This is a genomic window from Roseomonas sp. TS2, assembly GCF_058833935.1.
Genome location: NZ_JCACVY010000108.1, coordinates 1 through 14,973, shown reverse-complemented (window position 1 = coordinate 14,973; position 14,973 = coordinate 1). Strand labels below are relative to the sequence as shown.

At 73.6% G+C, this 14,973-nt stretch carries 18 protein-coding genes, 2 tRNA genes and 1 pseudogene; 17 read left to right on the top strand and 4 right to left on the bottom strand.

From position 1 onward, the window contains the following. Together ACZJYS_RS16125 and ACZJYS_RS16120 are read left to right on the top strand one after the other, a co-directional pair. A pseudogene (locus ACZJYS_RS16125) lies at positions 1–157 on the top strand (hypothetical protein); the annotation flags it as partial. A 2-nt stretch (positions 158–159) separates the two neighbouring features. Continuing rightward, positions 160–330, top strand: coding sequence for a hypothetical protein (locus ACZJYS_RS16120; RefSeq protein ID WP_181378230.1), 171 nt, complete (start codon positions 160–162; stop codon positions 328–330). 40 nt (positions 331–370) lie between these two features. Here ACZJYS_RS16120 and xth read toward each other — a convergent pair whose 3' ends face one another. Beyond that, the gene (gene xth, locus ACZJYS_RS16115) at positions 371–1,138 is read right to left on the bottom strand and encodes an exodeoxyribonuclease III (RefSeq protein ID WP_109518339.1); all 768 of its coding nucleotides are present in this window, start codon (positions 1,136–1,138) and stop codon (positions 371–373) included. Between the two features lie 16 nt (positions 1,139–1,154). Next, positions 1,155–1,505: an iron-sulfur cluster insertion protein ErpA gene (erpA, locus tag ACZJYS_RS16110; protein WP_379634223.1), complete on the bottom strand. Its 351-nt coding sequence runs from the start codon at positions 1,503–1,505 to the stop codon at positions 1,155–1,157. Between the two features lie 117 nt (positions 1,506–1,622). Between erpA and ACZJYS_RS16105 the strand changes: the two genes are divergently transcribed. From ACZJYS_RS16105 to ACZJYS_RS16040, 14 genes are all read left to right on the top strand, one after another. Beyond that, positions 1,623–2,774, top strand: coding sequence for a deoxyguanosinetriphosphate triphosphohydrolase (locus ACZJYS_RS16105; protein WP_493179586.1), 1,152 nt, complete (start codon positions 1,623–1,625; stop codon positions 2,772–2,774). 15 nt (positions 2,775–2,789) lie between these two features. Next, positions 2,790–4,577, top strand: a complete 1,788-nt coding sequence (gene argS / locus ACZJYS_RS16100) for an arginine--tRNA ligase (RefSeq protein WP_493179585.1) — start codon at positions 2,790–2,792, stop codon at positions 4,575–4,577. Further along, positions 4,574–5,434 (top strand): SPOR domain-containing protein, encoded by an 861-nt coding sequence (locus ACZJYS_RS16095; protein WP_379634219.1) that lies wholly within the window; start codon positions 4,574–4,576, stop codon positions 5,432–5,434. The genes argS and ACZJYS_RS16095 overlap by 4 nt, the downstream gene beginning before the upstream one ends. A gap of 18 nt (positions 5,435–5,452) precedes the next feature. Continuing rightward, entirely contained in the window at positions 5,453–6,472 is a 1,020-nt protein-coding gene (nagZ, locus tag ACZJYS_RS16090; RefSeq protein ID WP_493179584.1) for a beta-N-acetylhexosaminidase, read from the top strand. Beyond that, positions 6,469–7,170: a site-2 protease family protein gene (locus tag ACZJYS_RS16085; protein ID WP_493179583.1), complete on the top strand. Its 702-nt coding sequence runs from the start codon at positions 6,469–6,471 to the stop codon at positions 7,168–7,170. Before nagZ ends, ACZJYS_RS16085 begins: the two co-directional genes overlap by 4 nt. Then, complete coding sequence (locus ACZJYS_RS16080) at positions 7,167–7,991, top strand: segregation and condensation protein A (RefSeq protein WP_109518345.1); 825 nt, start codon at positions 7,167–7,169, stop codon at positions 7,989–7,991. Before ACZJYS_RS16085 ends, ACZJYS_RS16080 begins: the two co-directional genes overlap by 4 nt. Further along, entirely contained in the window at positions 7,975–8,571 is a 597-nt protein-coding gene (gene scpB / locus ACZJYS_RS16075; protein WP_109518346.1) for an SMC-Scp complex subunit ScpB, read from the top strand. Before ACZJYS_RS16080 ends, scpB begins: the two co-directional genes overlap by 17 nt. After that, positions 8,568–9,614, top strand: coding sequence for an ABC transporter ATP-binding protein (locus tag ACZJYS_RS16070; RefSeq protein ID WP_109518347.1), 1,047 nt, complete (start codon positions 8,568–8,570; stop codon positions 9,612–9,614). Before scpB ends, ACZJYS_RS16070 begins: the two co-directional genes overlap by 4 nt. Before the next feature lie 132 nt (positions 9,615–9,746). Next, on the top strand, positions 9,747–10,415 hold the full coding sequence (tatB, locus tag ACZJYS_RS16065) for a Sec-independent protein translocase protein TatB (RefSeq protein ID WP_493179582.1): 669 nt from the start codon (positions 9,747–9,749) through the stop codon (positions 10,413–10,415). A gap of 48 nt (positions 10,416–10,463) precedes the next feature. After that, positions 10,464–11,216 (top strand): twin-arginine translocase subunit TatC, encoded by a 753-nt coding sequence (gene tatC, locus ACZJYS_RS16060; protein WP_109518407.1) that lies wholly within the window; start codon positions 10,464–10,466, stop codon positions 11,214–11,216. Between the two features lie 9 nt (positions 11,217–11,225). Next, a complete protein-coding gene (serS, locus tag ACZJYS_RS16055; protein ID WP_493179581.1) occupies positions 11,226–12,494 on the top strand; it encodes a serine--tRNA ligase in 1,269 nt (422 codons plus the stop codon). 86 nt (positions 12,495–12,580) lie between these two features. Beyond that, positions 12,581–12,654, top strand: a tRNA-Pro gene (locus tag ACZJYS_RS16050). A gap of 55 nt (positions 12,655–12,709) precedes the next feature. After that, complete coding sequence (locus ACZJYS_RS16045; protein ID WP_109518349.1) at positions 12,710–13,033, top strand: NADH dehydrogenase ubiquinone Fe-S protein 4; 324 nt, start codon at positions 12,710–12,712, stop codon at positions 13,031–13,033. A 25-nt stretch (positions 13,034–13,058) separates the two neighbouring features. Beyond that, positions 13,059–13,135 (top strand) — tRNA-Arg (locus ACZJYS_RS16040). A gap of 110 nt (positions 13,136–13,245) precedes the next feature. Here the strand turns inward: ACZJYS_RS16040 and ACZJYS_RS16035 are convergent. Further along, positions 13,246–13,488: a hypothetical protein gene (locus tag ACZJYS_RS16035; RefSeq protein ID WP_493179580.1), complete on the bottom strand. Its 243-nt coding sequence runs from the start codon at positions 13,486–13,488 to the stop codon at positions 13,246–13,248. Positions 13,489–13,653: 165 nt separating this feature from the next. Here ACZJYS_RS16035 and ACZJYS_RS16030 point away from each other — a divergent pair, with 165 nt between their 5' ends. Beyond that, the gene (locus ACZJYS_RS16030) at positions 13,654–13,818 is read left to right on the top strand and encodes a hypothetical protein (protein ID WP_181378224.1); all 165 of its coding nucleotides are present in this window, start codon (positions 13,654–13,656) and stop codon (positions 13,816–13,818) included. A gap of 78 nt (positions 13,819–13,896) precedes the next feature. Here ACZJYS_RS16030 and ACZJYS_RS16025 read toward each other — a convergent pair. Beyond that, a partial coding sequence (locus ACZJYS_RS16025) for an aminotransferase-like domain-containing protein (protein ID WP_493179579.1) occupies positions 13,897–14,973 on the bottom strand: 1,077 nt, incomplete at its 5' end.

The window sequence follows — 14,973 nt, the reverse complement described above, 5'->3', positions numbered from 1 at the left end:
CGCCCAATGGCAGCCCGGGCACTGGGTGTGGCGTGCCGGAAACTATGACTGGGTGCCGGGCCGCTGGGTGCCGCCGCGTGGCCGCGGCCGCTGGCGGGAAGGCCGCTGGGTGGAGCGCCGCGGCCGCTGGGTCTGGGTCGAACCGGGTTGGAGGTAAGAATGATGCGCCGGCTGATGACGTGCCTGCTGTTGGGAGGCGCCGCGCTGGGCCTGGCGGGATGCGTGATCGCGCCGGCGCCCGCCTATTACGGCCCGCCGCGCGGCTACTACTACGCCCCGCCGCCTTCGCCGCCACCCCCACCGCGCTACCACTATCATCGCGGCTGGTGAGACGGCCCGCCCGCTGCCCGGAAGGGCGGCGGGCGATGCCTCAGGCGAGGTCGACCAGCACCGGCGTGTGGTCGGAGGGCTGTTCCTGGCTGCGCGGGGCGAGATCGACCCAGGCGGCGGAAAGGCGCTCGGCCAGCTCGGGCGAGAGCAGGGCGTGGTCGATGCGCAGGCCGCGGTTGCTTTCGAAGGCCGGGCCGTAATCCCAGTAGGTGTAGATCCGCTCGGCCGGGTGCAGGGCGCGCACGGCGTCGGTCAGGCCGAGATGCTCCAGCGCGCGGAAGGCGGCGCGGCTCTCGGGGCGCACCAGCGCGTCGGTCGGCGGCATGGCGCCCGGCTCATGGTCCAGCCCGGTGGGGCAGACGTTGAAGTCCCCCAGGATGGCGAAGGGGGTGAAGGCGTCGAGCCGCGCCTGGGCGATCTCGCGCAGCCGCGCCATCCAGCGCAGCTTGTAGGCATAGCCCTCCGCGCCGCCGGAATTGCCGTTGGGCAGGTAGATGCCGGCGGCCTGGAGCCCCTCCGCCGCCACTTCGATGTAGCGGGCGTGGCTGTCCTCCTCCTCGCCCGGCAGCCCCTCGGCGACCACGGAGAAATCGACGCGGCCGAGCACGGCGACGCCGTTGCGCCCGCCGGGCTGGCCCACCGCGTGGCAGCGGTAGCCCAGCCCCTCGAACTCGGCGGCGGGGAATTCCTCGGTCTTGCACTTCAGCTCCTGCAGGAACAGCAGGTCGGGCTGGGCGGTCTCGAGGAAGCGGCGGAGATGCGGCACGCGCTTGCGCACCGAATTCACGTTGAAGCTGGCGAGGCGCACGCGCGGGGCGGCCCGCTCAGCCGAGCGAGAAGGAGGCGCCGCAGCCGCAGCCGGAGGCCGCCTGCGGGTTCTTCACCGTAAAATGGGCGCCGATCAGCTCGTCCGCCCAGTCGAGCTGGGCGCCGGCCAGCAGGTCGAGGCTGACGGGGTCGATCATCACCCGGCTGCCTTCGCCCTCCAGCACCAGATCGTCCTCCGCCACCGCGTCGTCGAGCTGGAAGGAATACTGGAAGCCGGAGCAGCCGCCGGCCAGCACCGCCACGCGCAGGCCGGTGCCGGGGCGGCCCTCGCGCGCGGCGATCTCGGCCACCTGGGCGAAGGCGCGCGGCGTGACGGAGAAGCGGGCGGGAATGGTGCCATCGGGCATGGGCGGGAACTCCTTGGCCCCGAACATAGGCCGCGCGGGCGGGAATTCCAACGCCGGGCGGGGCGGGGCAGGGACGGCGTTGCGGCCATGCCGCACCGCTGGTAAGGCCCGCGCGTCATGACCGACCTCGCCCCCTATGCCGTGCGCGCCGAGACATCGCGTGGCCGCCTCCACCCGGAGCCGGACAATGGCGTGCGCTCGCCCTTCCAGCGGGACCGGGACCGGATCATCCACAGCGCCGCCTTCCGCCGGCTGCAATACAAGACGCAGGTCTTCATCTACCACGAGGGCGACGAGTTCCGCACCCGGCTGACCCACAGCATCGAGGTGGCGCAGATCGCCCGCTCCATCGCCCGCCGCCTGGGCGTGGACGAGGACCTGGCCGAGGCGCTGGCGCTGGCGCACGACCTCGGCCACCCGCCCTTCGGCCATGCCGGGGAGGAGGCGCTGAACGGCATGATGCGCCCCTATGGCGGCTTCGACCACAACGCCCAGAGCCTGAAGGCGGTGACGGTGCTGGAGAAGCGCTACGCCGAGTTCGACGGGCTGAACCTGACCTGGGAGACGCTGGAGGGGCTGGCCAAGCACAACGGCCCGATCCGCCGCCCCTCCAGCTTCATGGCCGAGTACGATTCGCGGCACCCGCTGGCTCTGGAAACCCATGCCTCGGTCGAGGCGCAGGTGGCCGCGCTGGCCGACGATATCGCCTACAACAACCACGACCTCGATGACGGCCTGCGCGCCGGGCTGTTCACGCTGGAGGAGGCGGCCGCGCTGCCGCTGATCGGCGGCATGGTGCGCGAGGTGCGCGAGCGCTATCCGGAGGCGCCGCGCGCCCGCCAGGCCAGCGAGGCGATCCGCCGCGTCATCAACCTGATGGTGCAGGACGTGGTGCAGGAGGCCGGGCGCCGCCTGGCCGCGCTGGCGCCCGCCAGCGTCGACGACATCCGCGCCGCCGGCCGCGCCATGGTGGCCTTCAGCGCGCCGATGCAGGAGGCCAACCAGCAGGTGCGCGCCTTCCTGCGCGGGCGCATGTACCGCCACTGGCGCGTCAACCGCACCACGCAGAAATCGCGGCGCGTGGTGCAGGTGCTGTTCAGCCTGCTGCATGGCGGCCCGGACATGCTGCCCCCCGAATGGCGCGACCGCGCCGGCGAGCCGGGCAGCCCCGCCTGCGCCGGCGTGGTGTGCGACTACATCGCCGGCATGACCGACCGCTTCGCGCTCGACGAGCACCGCCGCCTGACCGACCCCCACATCCCCGGCTGAAGACACGGACCCCTGATGGAACAGAACCAAGCCGCGCCCCAGGACATCTTCGCCGCGCTGCGTGCCGGGGTGCTGGACTGCCTGCGCCGCCTGCTGCCCGAGCTGCCGGAGGAGGCGATGGCCAAGGTCGCCGTCGAGCCGCCGCGCGACCCGGCGCATGGCGACATGTCCACCAACGCCGCCATGGTGGTGGCGAAGCCGGCGAGGCTGCCGCCGCCGAAGCTGGCGGCCGAGCTGGCCACCGCGCTGGCCGCGCTGCCGATGGTGGCCGAGGCCGCGCCGGCCGGCCCCGGCTTCGTCAACATCCGCCTGCGCGAGGACTACCTGCTCGGCCAGGTGCCGGTGATGCTGCGTGCCGGCGAGGCCTATGGCGACGGGCAGGCCGGCGCCGGCATCCGGGTGAACGTGGAATACGTCTCGGCCAACCCGACGGGGCCGATGCATGTCGGCCATTGCCGCGGCGCCGTGGTGGGGGACGCGCTGGCCAACCTGCTGCACAAGGCGGGCTACGCCGTCACCAAGGAATACTACATCAACGACGCCGGCGCGCAGGTGCAGGCGCTCGCCTACGCCGCCTACTGGCGCTACCTGCAGGCCCTCGGCACGGCGATGACCGAGGAGGAGTACGCCGCTGCCGTGCCCGGCGGGCTGCAGTACCGCGGCGAGTACCTGGTCCCGGTGGGCGAGGCGCTGAAGGCGGCGCATGGCGATTCCCTGGCCCCCGGCGCCCGCCCGGCCGAGGCGGCGCTGTGGCTGGACACGGTGCGCGAATTCGCCGTCAGCGAGATGATGGCGGCGATCCGCGAGGATCTGGCGGCGCTCGGCGTCGAGCATGACGTGTTCATCAGCGAGGCGAAGCTGGTGCGGGACGGCGTGGCGGATGCCGCCATCGCCGCGCTGGCGGAGAAGGGCCTCGTCTATGAGGGCGTGCTGGAGCCGCCCAAGGGCAAGACGCCGGATGACTGGGAGCCGCGCCCGCAGACGCTGTTCGCCTCCACAAGGTTCGGCGACGACGTGGACCGGCCGCTGCGCAAGTCGGACGGCAGCAACACCTACTTCGCCAACGACATCGGCAACCACGCCGACAAGATCGCGCGCGGCATGCAGCAGCTCGTGCAGGTGTGGGGCGCCGACCATGGCGGCTACGTCCGGCGTATGCAGGCGGCGACCAAGGCGCTCTCCGACGGCACCGTGCCGCTCGACGTGCTGCTCTGCCAGATCGTCAAGGTGATGAAGGGCGGCGAGCCGGTGCGCATGTCCAAGCGCGCCGGCACCTACATCACGCTGCGCGACCTGATCGACGAGGTCGGCAAGGATGCCGTCCGCTTCACCATGCTGACGCGCAAAAGCGACGCGCAGATGGATTTCGACCTCGACCGCGTGGTCGAGCAGTCGCGCGACAACCCGGTCTTCTACGTGCAGTACGCGCATGCGCGCTGCCGCTCCGTGCTGCGGCAGGCGGGCGAGCAGGGGCTGACCGAGGGGCTCGACGGCGTGCCGCTCGGCGTGCTGCGCGACCCGGCGGAACTGGCGCTGATTCGCCGCCTGACCACCTGGCCGCGCATCGTGGAGGCCTCTGCTGCGGCGCGGGAGCCACACCGAATTGCCTTTTATCTCGGTGACTTGGCCAGCGACTTTCATATTTTGTGGAACCGCGGGCGGGATGATGCGACACTGCGCTTCATCCGGGCCGAGGAGCCGGAGGCCACGCGCGCGCGTCTGGCCCTGGTGGCCGCGACGGCCCTCATCATCCGCTCGGGCCTCAGGGTCATGGGCGTCGCACCGGTCGAGGAGATGCGATGAGGGAAGCGCCGATTCCTTCCTACCGCGTGCGGGAAGCCACCGATGATGGCGGCTCCCGGCGCATGATGCTGATTGCCGGCGGCGTCGCCGGCATCCTGGCTGTGGGTGGCCTGGTGGGCTGGGCCGTCAGCAAGTACACCGACGACACCATCCCGGTGGTGGAGGCGGATTCACGCCCGATCAAGGTGCGGCCCGACGACCGCGGCGGGCTGCGCGTCGCCAACCAGGACGAGATCATCTTCCAGCGGCGCAATGCCAATGGCAGCTTCGAGCCTTCCGGCCGGCTCGGCCCGGCGGCCGAGGCGCCGAACCTCGACGCGCTGCGCGCCGCGACCATGCCGCCGCCGGTGGTGCCGCCCGTCGTGGCGCCCATGGCGCCCGCCCAGCCGGCCGCGACGGCCCAGGCCCCAGGGCAGAACAGTGGGCAGGATGGGGGGCAGAACGGCGCTCCGGGCAGCGCGGCCGCGCCGCAGCCGGGCACGGTGGCGCAGGCCCAGCCGCCCGCCGCGCCGCCGGCCGCCGCCTCGGCTCCGGCCCCGGCGGCGCCACAGGCCCAGCCGGCCGCCCCGCCCGCCGCCGCGGCGCCGCCCGCGCCCGTGCGCAGCACCGGCGGCGTGGTGGTGCAGCTCGGCGCGCTGGACTCTGAATCCGGCGCCCGCTCCGAATGGGACCGCCTCGCGCGCCGCGCGCCGGAGGCGCTGCAGGGCCGCACGCCGCAGGTGCTGCGCTTCGAGCGGGACGGCTACCCGACCATGTGGCGGCTGCGCACCGGCGGCTTCGACAGCCGCGACAGCGCCAGCAGCTTCTGCGACACCATCAAGAGCCGCGGCGGCGCCTGCGCCGTCATCGGGGGCTGAGGAAGGCCAGGGATACCCATGAGCACGCCGCGCGCCGCCATCATCGGCCTCTCCGGCCCCGTGCTGCTGGCCGAGGAGGCGGCGATGCTGCGCCGGATGCGGCCGCTCGGCGCCATCCTGTTCGCGCGCAACGTGCGCGACCCGGTGCAGCTCCGCGCGCTGACCGGCGCCATCCGCGCCGAGCTGGGCGAGGCGGCGCCGGTGCTGGTGGACCAGGAGGGCGGGCGCGTGGCGCGGCTGCGGCCGCCGCACTGGCCGGCCTTCCCGCCCGCCGCCCTGTTCGAGGAGCGCGACGCCGAGGCGGCGCGGGCCAACGCCACGCTGCTGGCGCTGGAATGCAGCGCCGCCGGCTTCGACGTGGTCTGTGCCCCGGTGCTGGATCTGCGCCTGCCCGGCATGCACAGCGTGGTGGGGGACCGCGGCTTCTCGGCCGACCCGGCGGAGGTGGCGCGGCTCGGCGCCGCCTGGGTGGCGGGATTGCAGGCGGGGGGTGCCATCCCCGTCGTCAAGCACATGCCGGGGCATGGCCGCGCCACGGTGGACAGCCACCTGGAGCTGCCGCGCGTCGATGCGCCGCGCGCCGCCCTGGCCGATGATTTCGCGCCCTTCGCCGCGCTCGCCGGCAGCGGCGCCTGGGGCATGACGGCGCACCTGCTGTTCGAGGCGCTGGACGCCACGCGCCCCGCCACCCTCTCGCCCGGCATCATCCGCGACATCATCCGCGGCGAGATCGGCTTCTCCGGCGTGCTGGTCTCGGACGATCTGGCGATGGGCGCGCTCACCGGCACGCCGGGCGAGCGCGCGGCGGGCGCGCTGCGGGCGGGCTGCGACATCGCCCTGCATTGCAGCGGCGTGCTGGCGGAGAGCCAGGACGTGCTGGAGGCCAGCGCGCCGCTGACCGACGCCGCGCTGGAGCGCCTCGCCGCCGCGCGCGACGCCATGCGGGCGGCCAGCGCCGCCGCCCCCGCCGCCGCGCTCTCCGACCTGATGGCCGCCCTGGCGGCGCGGCGCGACGCGCTGCTGCGGGACGCCGCGTGACCGGCTGGCTGCCCGAGCTCGCCATCGCGATCCTCGCCACGGTCCTCGCCATCACGCTGCACGAGGCGGCGCATGGCTACGCCGCGCTGGCGCTGGGCGACGACACGGCGCAGCGCGAGGGCCGGCTCAGCCTCAACCCGCTGCGGCATGTGGACAAGGTGGGCACCCTCATCCTGCCCGGCATCCTGCTGGCGGTGCAGCTGCTGACCATCGGCCGGGTGGAGGCGATGTTCGGCTGGGCCAAGCCGGTGCCGGTGAACATCTGGAGGCTGCGCAACCCGCGCTACGGCATGGTGCTGGTGGCGGCGGCGGGGCCGGCGATGAACGTCTTCCTCGCCTGGTGCGCCGCCATGCTCGGCCACCCGGTGGAGCAGCTCAACGGCGTGCTGCCGCCCGAGGCGCTGGAGCTGATGGTGCGCTTCATCGTGCTCTCCATCATGGCCAACCTGCTGCTGGCGCTGTTCAACCTGATGCCGATCCCGCCGCTGGATGGCGGGCGCATCCTGGTGGGGCTGCTGCCGCGCCCGCTGGCCGAGCCGCTGGCGCGGCTGGAGCCGGCCGGGCTGCTCATCGTCATGCTGCTGATCTTCGTGCTGCCGCGCCTCTCGGACGGGCTGGACCCGATCGGCTGGATCGCCGGCATCGTCACCGGGCCCGGCTTCCGCGCCATCCTCTGGCTGGCCGGCCACGGGCCATGACCGGCGCGGCCGCGCCGGCGCCGCCGCCCGAGGTGCTGCATGTCAGCCTGGAGGGCTACGAGGGGCCGCTGGACCTGCTGCTGGAGCTGGCGCGGGCGCAGAAGGTGGACATCGCCCGCCTCTCCATCCTGGCGCTGGTGGACCAGTACCTCGCCGTCATCGAGGGGGCGCGGCGGGTGCGGCTGGAGATCGCCGCCGACTGGCTGGTGATGGCCGCCTGGCTGGCCTGGCTGAAATCCCGCCTGCTGCTGCCCGAGGACCCGGAGCAGGAGGAGGACGCCGAGGCGCTGGCCGGCCAGCTCGCCGAGCGGCTGGCCGAGCTGGAGCGGATGCGCGCCGCCGCCCGCTGGCTCGGCGCCCGCCCGCAGCTCGGCCAGGAGGTGCTGGCGCGCGGCGCCCCGGAGCGGCTGCTGCGGCAGGACCGCAGCGGCCTCTCCGCCGACCTGCCGGCGCTGCTGCGCGGCTATGTGGAGGCGCTGCGCCGCGCCCATGCGAAGCGCCCCTACCGCCCCGTGCCGCGCCGGCTCTGGACGGTGCAGGAGGCGCTGGAGCAGTTGCAGGGCCTGATCGGCACGCTGCCCGGCTGGGGGGAGCTGCAACGCTTCCTGCCGCCCGCGCTGCGCGACCCGGTGGAGCGCCGCGCGGCGCTGGCCGCCACCCTCATCGCCGGCTTGGAGATGGCCCGCGGCGGCGGTATCGAGCTGCGGCAGGAAACCGCCTTCGGCCCCATCCTGCTGCGCACCGCCCGCGCGGGCGGTGCGCAGCAGGATGGGGCCGGGGCCGTGATGCCCGAGGAGCAGAGCCATGACGCCGCCGCCTGAAGACCCCGGCCATGACCCCGCCGGCATCGCGCCGCTGGAGCACGCGCTGCGGCTGGCCGAGGCGCTGGTCTTCGCCGCCGACCGCCCCGTGCCACCCGAGCGGCTGCAGGAGCTGCTGCCCCCCGGCCTGCGCGCCGAGGCGGTGATGACGCTGCTGGCCGCCCGCTACGCCGGGCGCGGCGTGCAGCTCACCGAGGTGGCGGGCGGCTACGCCTTCCGCACCGCGCCCGACCTCGCGCCGCTGCTGACCCGCGTGGTGGAGGTGCCGCGCCGCCTGCCGCGCGTGGCGATGGAGGCGCTGGCCATCATCGCCTACCACCAGCCGGTGACGCGGCCCGAGATCGAGGAGATCCGCGGCACCAGCCTCTCCCAGGCGACGCTGGAGACGCTGCTGGAGCACGGCCTCATCGCGCCGCGTGGCCGCAAGGAGGTGCCGGGCCGGCCCAGCCTGTGGGGGACCACGCCGCGCTTCCTCGAGCAGTTCGGCCTGCGCGAGCTGACCGACCTGCCGCGCCGCGAGGAACTGCTGGCCGGCGAGGCGCAGCCCGGCCTGGGCCCGGGGCAGGGCATGGCGCCGTGAGCCTGGAGCTGTCCGGCATCCGCCATGCCTTCGGCACGCGCGAGGTGCTGCGCGGCATCGACCTGACGGTGGGGGCGGGCGAGATCCTCTGCCTGCTCGGCCCCTCGGGCGATGGCAAGACCACGCTGCTGCGCCTCGTGGCGGGGCTGGAGGCGCTGCAGGTGGGGCGCATCGCCATCGGCGGCCGGGTGGTGGCCGAGGCGGGGCGGGAGGAGCCGCCCGAGGCCCGCCGCGCCGGCTTCGTCTTCCAGGACTACGCGCTGTTCCCGCACCTGACTGTGGCGCGCAACGTGGGCTTCGGCCTCGGCGCCCTGCCGCGCGCCGCGCGCGCCGCGCAGGTGGCGGAGGCGCTGGAGCGGGTCGGCCTCGGCGCCTTCGCCGAAGCCTATCCGCACATGCTCTCGGGCGGGCAGCAGCAGCGGGTGGCGCTGGCCCGCGCGCTCGCCCCGCGCCCGGCCGTGCTGCTGCTGGACGAGGCCTTTGCCAGCCTCGACGCCCGGCTGCGCGAGCGGGTGCGGGACGACACGCTGCACGTGCTGCAATCGGCCGGCATCGCCACGCTGATCGTGACGCATGACGCGGAGGAGGCGATGTTCATGGCCGACCGCATCGCGCTGCTGCGCGGCGGCCGGGTGGAGCAGCTCGGCACGCCGGAGGAGCTGTATCTGCGCCCCGCCAGCCGCTTCGTCGCCACCTTCCTCGGCGAGGTGAACGCGCTGCCGGCCACCGTCTCGGGCGGGGTGGCGCGGGCCGCGCTGGGCAGCGTGCCCGCCGCCCTGCCGGACGGCCCGGCCGAGCTGCTGCTGCGCCCGGAGGGGCTGCGGCTGCTGCCCGAGGGGCAGGGGGTGGCGGCGGTGGTCGAGGCGTCCCGCCTGCTCGGCGCCAGCACCATGGTGCACCTGGCGGTGCCGGGCGGGGAGGGCGGCGCGCCGCTGCACCTGCATGCCCGCCTGCCGCCCGGGCCGCGCCTGGCGCGCGGCGACCGGCTGGGGCTGGCGCTGGACCCGGAGCGGGCCTTCGTGTTTTCGGCCGCGAGCCCCTAGATAACGCGCGGGGAGCCGCGGAGAATGCGGGAGCCGGGAAATGCACGGGCCAAGATTGGCGCTGCCGCCCGTTCCTGCTAACGGAAGCGGCCCCCGCCAGGGGCAACCCCGCCTGGGGGAGATGGGAAGCACATGTTCGATTTAGCCTGGTCCGAGATTGCCCTTATCGCGGTTGTCGCGGTCGTCGTCATCGGGCCGAAGGACCTGCCGGACGCCATCCGCAGCGTGGCCAAGGGGGTGCAGAAGCTGCGCCGCATGGCCTCCGAGTTCCAGAGCCACGCGGATGAGCTGGTGCGCGAGGCGAAGCTCGAGGATGTGCGGGACCAGATCCGCGATATCCGCAGCTTCGACATCAAGAGCACCATCGAGCGCAATCTCGACCAGGATGGCGAGATCCGCCGCACCTTCAACGACGACCCGCTGAAGGACGCCTGGAAGCCGACGCCCGCCGCCGACGCCCCGACGAGCACCACGACGGGCAACACGCCGGCCGCGGCCGGGGAGGGCGCCAGCCCCGCCGGCGGCCAGATCCACGGCTCCGAATCGCCCGCCGCCGCGCCGGAGCCGACGCGCCCGGCCGGCCCGCCGGCCTTCGTGCCGCCCAGCCTCGCCGCCGAGACCGGCCGCGACACCAATCCCGGCCCCGCGCGGCCGGCGGAGAGCAGCCCCGCGATGAGCCACACCCCGAACGCTTCCCCCGCGCCCGGCCCGTCCGCGGCTGGCTTGTCCGCGCCTGGCCCGTCCGCGCCTGGCCCGACCGTGTCCGACACGGGCGCGGCCAAGCCCACCTCCAGCGTCTGAGCCGCCGCCGTGGCCCGCGAACAGGAAGACATCATCGACGACAAGCCGATGCCGCTGATCGAGCATCTGCTGGAGCTGCGCACGCGCCTGCTCTGGTCGCTCGGCGCCTTCATCATCGCCTTCGCGCTCTGCTACTATTTCTCTGCCCAGATCTACGGCTTCCTGGCCCGCCCGCTAGCCGACATCCTGCACCAGCAATCGGGCGGCGAGCGGCGGATGATCTTCACCGCGCTCTATGAGGCCTTCTTCACCTACCTGAAGGTGGCGATGTTCGGCGCCGTCTTCATCAGCTTCCCGATGTGGGCGACGCAGCTCTGGCTGTTCATCGCGCCCGGCCTCTACCGCAGCGAGAAGAAGGCGCTGCTGCCCTTCCTGCTGGCCTCGCCGGTGCTGTTCCTGCTGGGCGCGGCGCTGGCCTACTACTTCATCTTCCCGCTGGCCTGGAAGTTCTTCATCTCCTTCGAGACGCCGCCGGGCACCGGCGCGCTGCCGGTGCAGCTGGAAGCCAAGGTCAGCGAGTATCTCAGCCTCGTCATGCACATGATCCTGGCCTTCGGCATCGCCTTCCAGCTGCCGGTGGCGCTGACGCTGATGGCCAAGGTGGGCATCGTCTCGGTGGCCGGGCTGAAGAAGGGTCGGCGCTACGCCATCGTCGGCATGTTCGTGGTCGCCGCCGTCATCACGCCGCCCGACATCATCAGCCAGGTCGGCCTCGCCGTGCCGCTGATCCTTCTCTACGAAATCTCGATCCTGGCCGCCGGCTGGGTGACGCCCAAGCGCGACGACGACGACAAGAGCTGAGCCCAAGCCATGCACGACATCCGCATTGTCCGCGCCGACCCGGCGGGCTTCGACGCCGCCCTGGCGCGGCGTGGCCTGCCGCCCTCGGCGGAGGCGATCCTGGCGCAGGACGCCGCCCGCCGCGCCGCGCAGACCACGGCGCAGGAGGCGCAGTCCCGCCGCAACCAGCTCTCCAAGGAGATCGGCCAGGCCAAGCGGCAGGGCGGCGACACGGTTGCGCTGGAGGCCGAGGGCACGGCGCTGCGCGGCCGGATGGAGGCGCTCGACGCCGAGGCCCGCGCCGCCGACGCCGCGCAGACCGCGCTGCTGGAAGCGCTGCCCAACCTGCTGGACCCCGCCGTGCCCGAGGGGCGGGACGAGGCGGACAATGTGGTGCTGCACCAGCATGGCGCGCCGCCCGAGCTGGGCTTCGCGCCGAAGCAGCATTTCGAGATCGGCGAGGCGCTGGGGCTGATGGATTTCGGCGCCGCCGCCAAGCTGGCCGGCGCCCGCTTCACCGTGCTGCGCGGCGCCCTGGCGCGGCTGGAGCGCGCCCTCGGCCAGTACATGATCTCGCTGCATGTCGACGAGCACGGCTATAGCGAGACCTCCGTGCCGCTGCTGGTGAACGACGCCACCATGTACGGCACCGGCCAGCTCCCCAAATTCTCCGAGGATCTGTTCCGCACCACCGATGGCCGCTGGCTGATCCCGACGGCCGAGGTGCCGCTGACCAACCTCGTGGCCGGCGAGATCGTGGCCGAGAACACCCTGCCGCTGCGCTTCACCGCGCTCTCCCCCTGCTTCCGCTCCGAGGCGGGCAGCGCCGGGCGCGACACGCGCGGGATGCTGCGCCAGCACCAGTTCAGCAAGGCGGAGATGGTGGCCATCACCCGGCCGGAGGATTCGGCGGCCGAGCATGAGCGCATGACGCAATGCGCCGAGCGGGTGCTGACGGAGCTTGGCCTCGTCTGGCGGCGGGTGCTGCTCTGCGCCGGCGACACCGGCTTCTCCGCCACCAAGACCTACGACCTGGAAGTGTGGCTGCCGGGGCAGGGGGCGTGGCGCGAGATCTCCTCCTGCTCCAATTGCGGCGACTTCCAGGCCCGCCGCATGAATGCCCGCTACCGCCCTGAGGGCGGCAAGGGCACCGCCTTCCTGCACACGCTGAACGGCTCCGGCGTCGCCGTCGGGCGGGCGCTGATTGCGGTGCTGGAGACGCACCAGCAGGCGGATGGCAGCGTGCTCATCCCCGAGGTGCTGCGGCCCTGGATGGGCGGGAGCGAGCGCATCGGCTGAGGGCCGCGGCCCGCGCCCGGCGCGCACCGGAGTTTGCGCGAAGGTGCTTGCCGAGCGGCGCCTCTGCCCATAGGTTGCGCGGCAGTCGGGGCGTAGCGCAGCCTGGTAGCGCATCTGCTTTGGGAGCAGAGGGCCGGAGGTTCGAATCCTCTCGCCCCGATACTTCCTTCACCGGCGGGCCTGCCCGCCAGCCCCTGCCGGGAGCTGCGAACCGCATGAGCCGTGACATCGCCACCGCCCGAATCCACCGCCAGCCGCGCTCGGCCATGCAGTCCGGCAAGGCGCGTACCGGTGGCTGGCTGCTGACCTTCGCCCCGGCCGAGGCGCGCCGCACGGACCCGCTGACCGGCTGGTGGGGCTCGGGCGACACCCGCACCCAGCTCCGCATCAGCTTCTCCACCCGCGAGGCGGCCGAGGCCTATGCGCGGGCCAACAACATCCCCTACGACGTCGAGGCGGAGCTGCGGGAGCCGGAGATCAAGCCGAAATCCTACGCCGAGAACTTCCGCTACGGCCGCGCCGAGAACTGGACCCACTGACCAACCCGGCCTTCCGGCCGGCTCCGCACCCTTAGCTCAACTGGACAGAGCAACCGGCTTCTACCCGGTTGGTTGGGGGTTCGAGTCCCTCAGGGTGCGCCATCTTCGCGAGAGCACCATCCGGCAGGGCGGGATCTCCTGGCTGGATGAGGATGTCCGCAAAGGCCGCGACATAGCGCCTTTTCCGTGAGCGGGCGCGAAGGGAAGGCGCTCTAGCCGCCCCGCACCAGGCTCCACAGCAGGCGGTGGCCGGCCACCAGCGCCGCCTGATCCCGCGCCGCCAGGCACCCGGGCGGCAGGCGCCACAGATAGCTCTCCATCATCTGCAGCAGGTGCCAGGCCAGCAACGTCTCGCCGGCATCGCAGGCGCTGAGGAAGGCCTGCATCAGCCGCTCCGGCAGGGTGCTGAGGGGGCTGGGGCAGAGGGTCTCCGGGATGGCGCATTCGGGCGGCATCGTGGCGTCTCCTTGCTCCGGTTGCCGGAGCAATACGCAGCAGGACCCGCTTTGGATCCCCTGGCCGGGCGCTTATTTTTCCGCATGCGGGAGAGGAGAGCCGGGTTCCGAGCGAAACCATCCCGCGCCTGGCCGTTTCCAGCATGACAGTGAGGAGGCAAGGTCATGCAAGACGCTCCCGGCCCCGACCGCAGCCACGACCCCGGCGATGCCGTTCCCGAAGGCGTCGCGGTGGAGCAGCCCGTTCCGCTCACGCCGGAGGAGGAAGAGGTGAAGAGGAAGCTGGAAAAGCTGCCGGACAGCGCCCGGCCGCCCTCCGGCCAGGGGTAGGAGCGCGCCGCGCCCCGGCGGCGGGTCGGCCCAACCTGAGCCATGTTCCGCCGCCGCGGCTCAGCAGCGGCTTTCGTTCTAGCCGATCGTCGAGGCTTCCGGGCCGGCCAGCGCCAAGTCGCGCAGAGTCTCCAGCGCCGGGCGCAGCGCCGCCTCCTCCGGTGCGGCGAGGGCCAGCCGCACCGCATCCGGCGCATGCCCCGGCCCGGCGGCGAACTCGGCCGCGGGCGAGACGGCGATGCGCTGCCGGGCCGCCGCCGCGACGAAGGTTTCCGCCCGCCAGGAGCCGGGCAGCAGCAGCCACAGGTGGTAGGCGCGCGGGTCGCAGCGCAGGGTCAGGCCGGCCTCGCCCAGGATGGCCCGCGCCATCGCGTTGCGTTGCCCCGCGTCCAGCCGCTTGCGGCGCACCAGCTCGGCCACGCTGCCATCCTCCAGCCAGCGCGTCGCGGCGGCCATGGCCAGGCCTTGCGCCGCCCAGGCGCCCAGCCGCAGCGCCGCCCCCAGCCGGTGGCGCAGCGCCGGGGGCGTGGCCAGGAAGCCCAGCGTCAGGCCCGGCGCCACCCGCTTGGAGAGGCTGTCCACCACCACCACCCGCTCCGGCGCATGGGCGGCGAGCGGCTCCGCCGTGTCTTCCGCCAGGAAGGTGTAGACCGCGTCCTCCACCACCAGGATGCCGAGCTCGCGGCACAGCGCCGCCAACTCCCGCCGCCGCGCGGCGGGCATGGTGATGCCCAGCGGGTTGTGCATGTCCGGCTGCACGTAGAGCAGCCGCAGCGGATGGGCACGGTGCGCGGCGGCCACGGCGTCGGGGCGCAGCCCCTCGGCATCCATCGCCAGCGAGACCGGCTGCAGCCCCAGCCGCAGGGCCAGCGCCTTGGCCAGCGGGTAGGTCATGGCCTCGAAGCCCAGCCGCTCGCCGGGCTCGATCAGCGCGGTGAAGCAGGCGGCCAGGGCCTGCTGCCCGCGCCCGGCGAAGAGCAGGTTCTCCGGCTGGGGCGCCCAGCCGCCGCGGCCCATCAGCCGCGCCACCGCTTCCCGCGTGGCGGCCTCGCCGCGCAGGGTGGGGCGGGAGAGCAGGCGCTGCAGCATCTCGGGCGCCACCAGCGGCGCCATGCCGGCGGCCAGCATGGCGCCCTGCTCGGGCAGCACGGAGAA

Bases quoted from the DNA above. Each gene is read 5' to 3' on its own strand.
- scpB (WP_109518346.1), top strand. From the start codon at position 7,975: ATGACGCCGCCGCCTGAAGACCCCGGCCATGACCCCGCCGGCATCGCG.
- ACZJYS_RS16045 (WP_109518349.1), top strand. From the start codon at position 12,710: ATGAGCCGTGACATCGCCACCGCCCGAATCCACCGCCAGCCGCGCTCG.
- tatB (WP_493179582.1), top strand. From the start codon at position 9,747: ATGTTCGATTTAGCCTGGTCCGAGATTGCCCTTATCGCGGTTGTCGCG.
- serS (WP_493179581.1), top strand. From the start codon at position 11,226: ATGCACGACATCCGCATTGTCCGCGCCGACCCGGCGGGCTTCGACGCC.
- ACZJYS_RS16095 (WP_379634219.1), top strand. From the start codon at position 4,574: ATGAGGGAAGCGCCGATTCCTTCCTACCGCGTGCGGGAAGCCACCGAT.
- erpA (WP_379634223.1), bottom strand. From the start codon at position 1,505: ATGCCCGATGGCACCATTCCCGCCCGCTTCTCCGTCACGCCGCGCGCC.
- ACZJYS_RS16105 (WP_493179586.1), top strand. From the start codon at position 1,623: ATGACCGACCTCGCCCCCTATGCCGTGCGCGCCGAGACATCGCGTGGC.
- nagZ (WP_493179584.1), top strand. From the start codon at position 5,453: ATGAGCACGCCGCGCGCCGCCATCATCGGCCTCTCCGGCCCCGTGCTG.
- ACZJYS_RS16120 (WP_181378230.1), top strand. From the start codon at position 160: ATGATGCGCCGGCTGATGACGTGCCTGCTGTTGGGAGGCGCCGCGCTG.
- ACZJYS_RS16035 (WP_493179580.1), bottom strand. From the start codon at position 13,488: ATGCCGCCCGAATGCGCCATCCCGGAGACCCTCTGCCCCAGCCCCCTC.
- ACZJYS_RS16080 (WP_109518345.1), top strand. From the start codon at position 7,167: ATGACCGGCGCGGCCGCGCCGGCGCCGCCGCCCGAGGTGCTGCATGTC.
- argS (WP_493179585.1), top strand. From the start codon at position 2,790: ATGGAACAGAACCAAGCCGCGCCCCAGGACATCTTCGCCGCGCTGCGT.
- ACZJYS_RS16030 (WP_181378224.1), top strand. From the start codon at position 13,654: ATGCAAGACGCTCCCGGCCCCGACCGCAGCCACGACCCCGGCGATGCC.
- tatC (WP_109518407.1), top strand. From the start codon at position 10,464: ATGCCGCTGATCGAGCATCTGCTGGAGCTGCGCACGCGCCTGCTCTGG.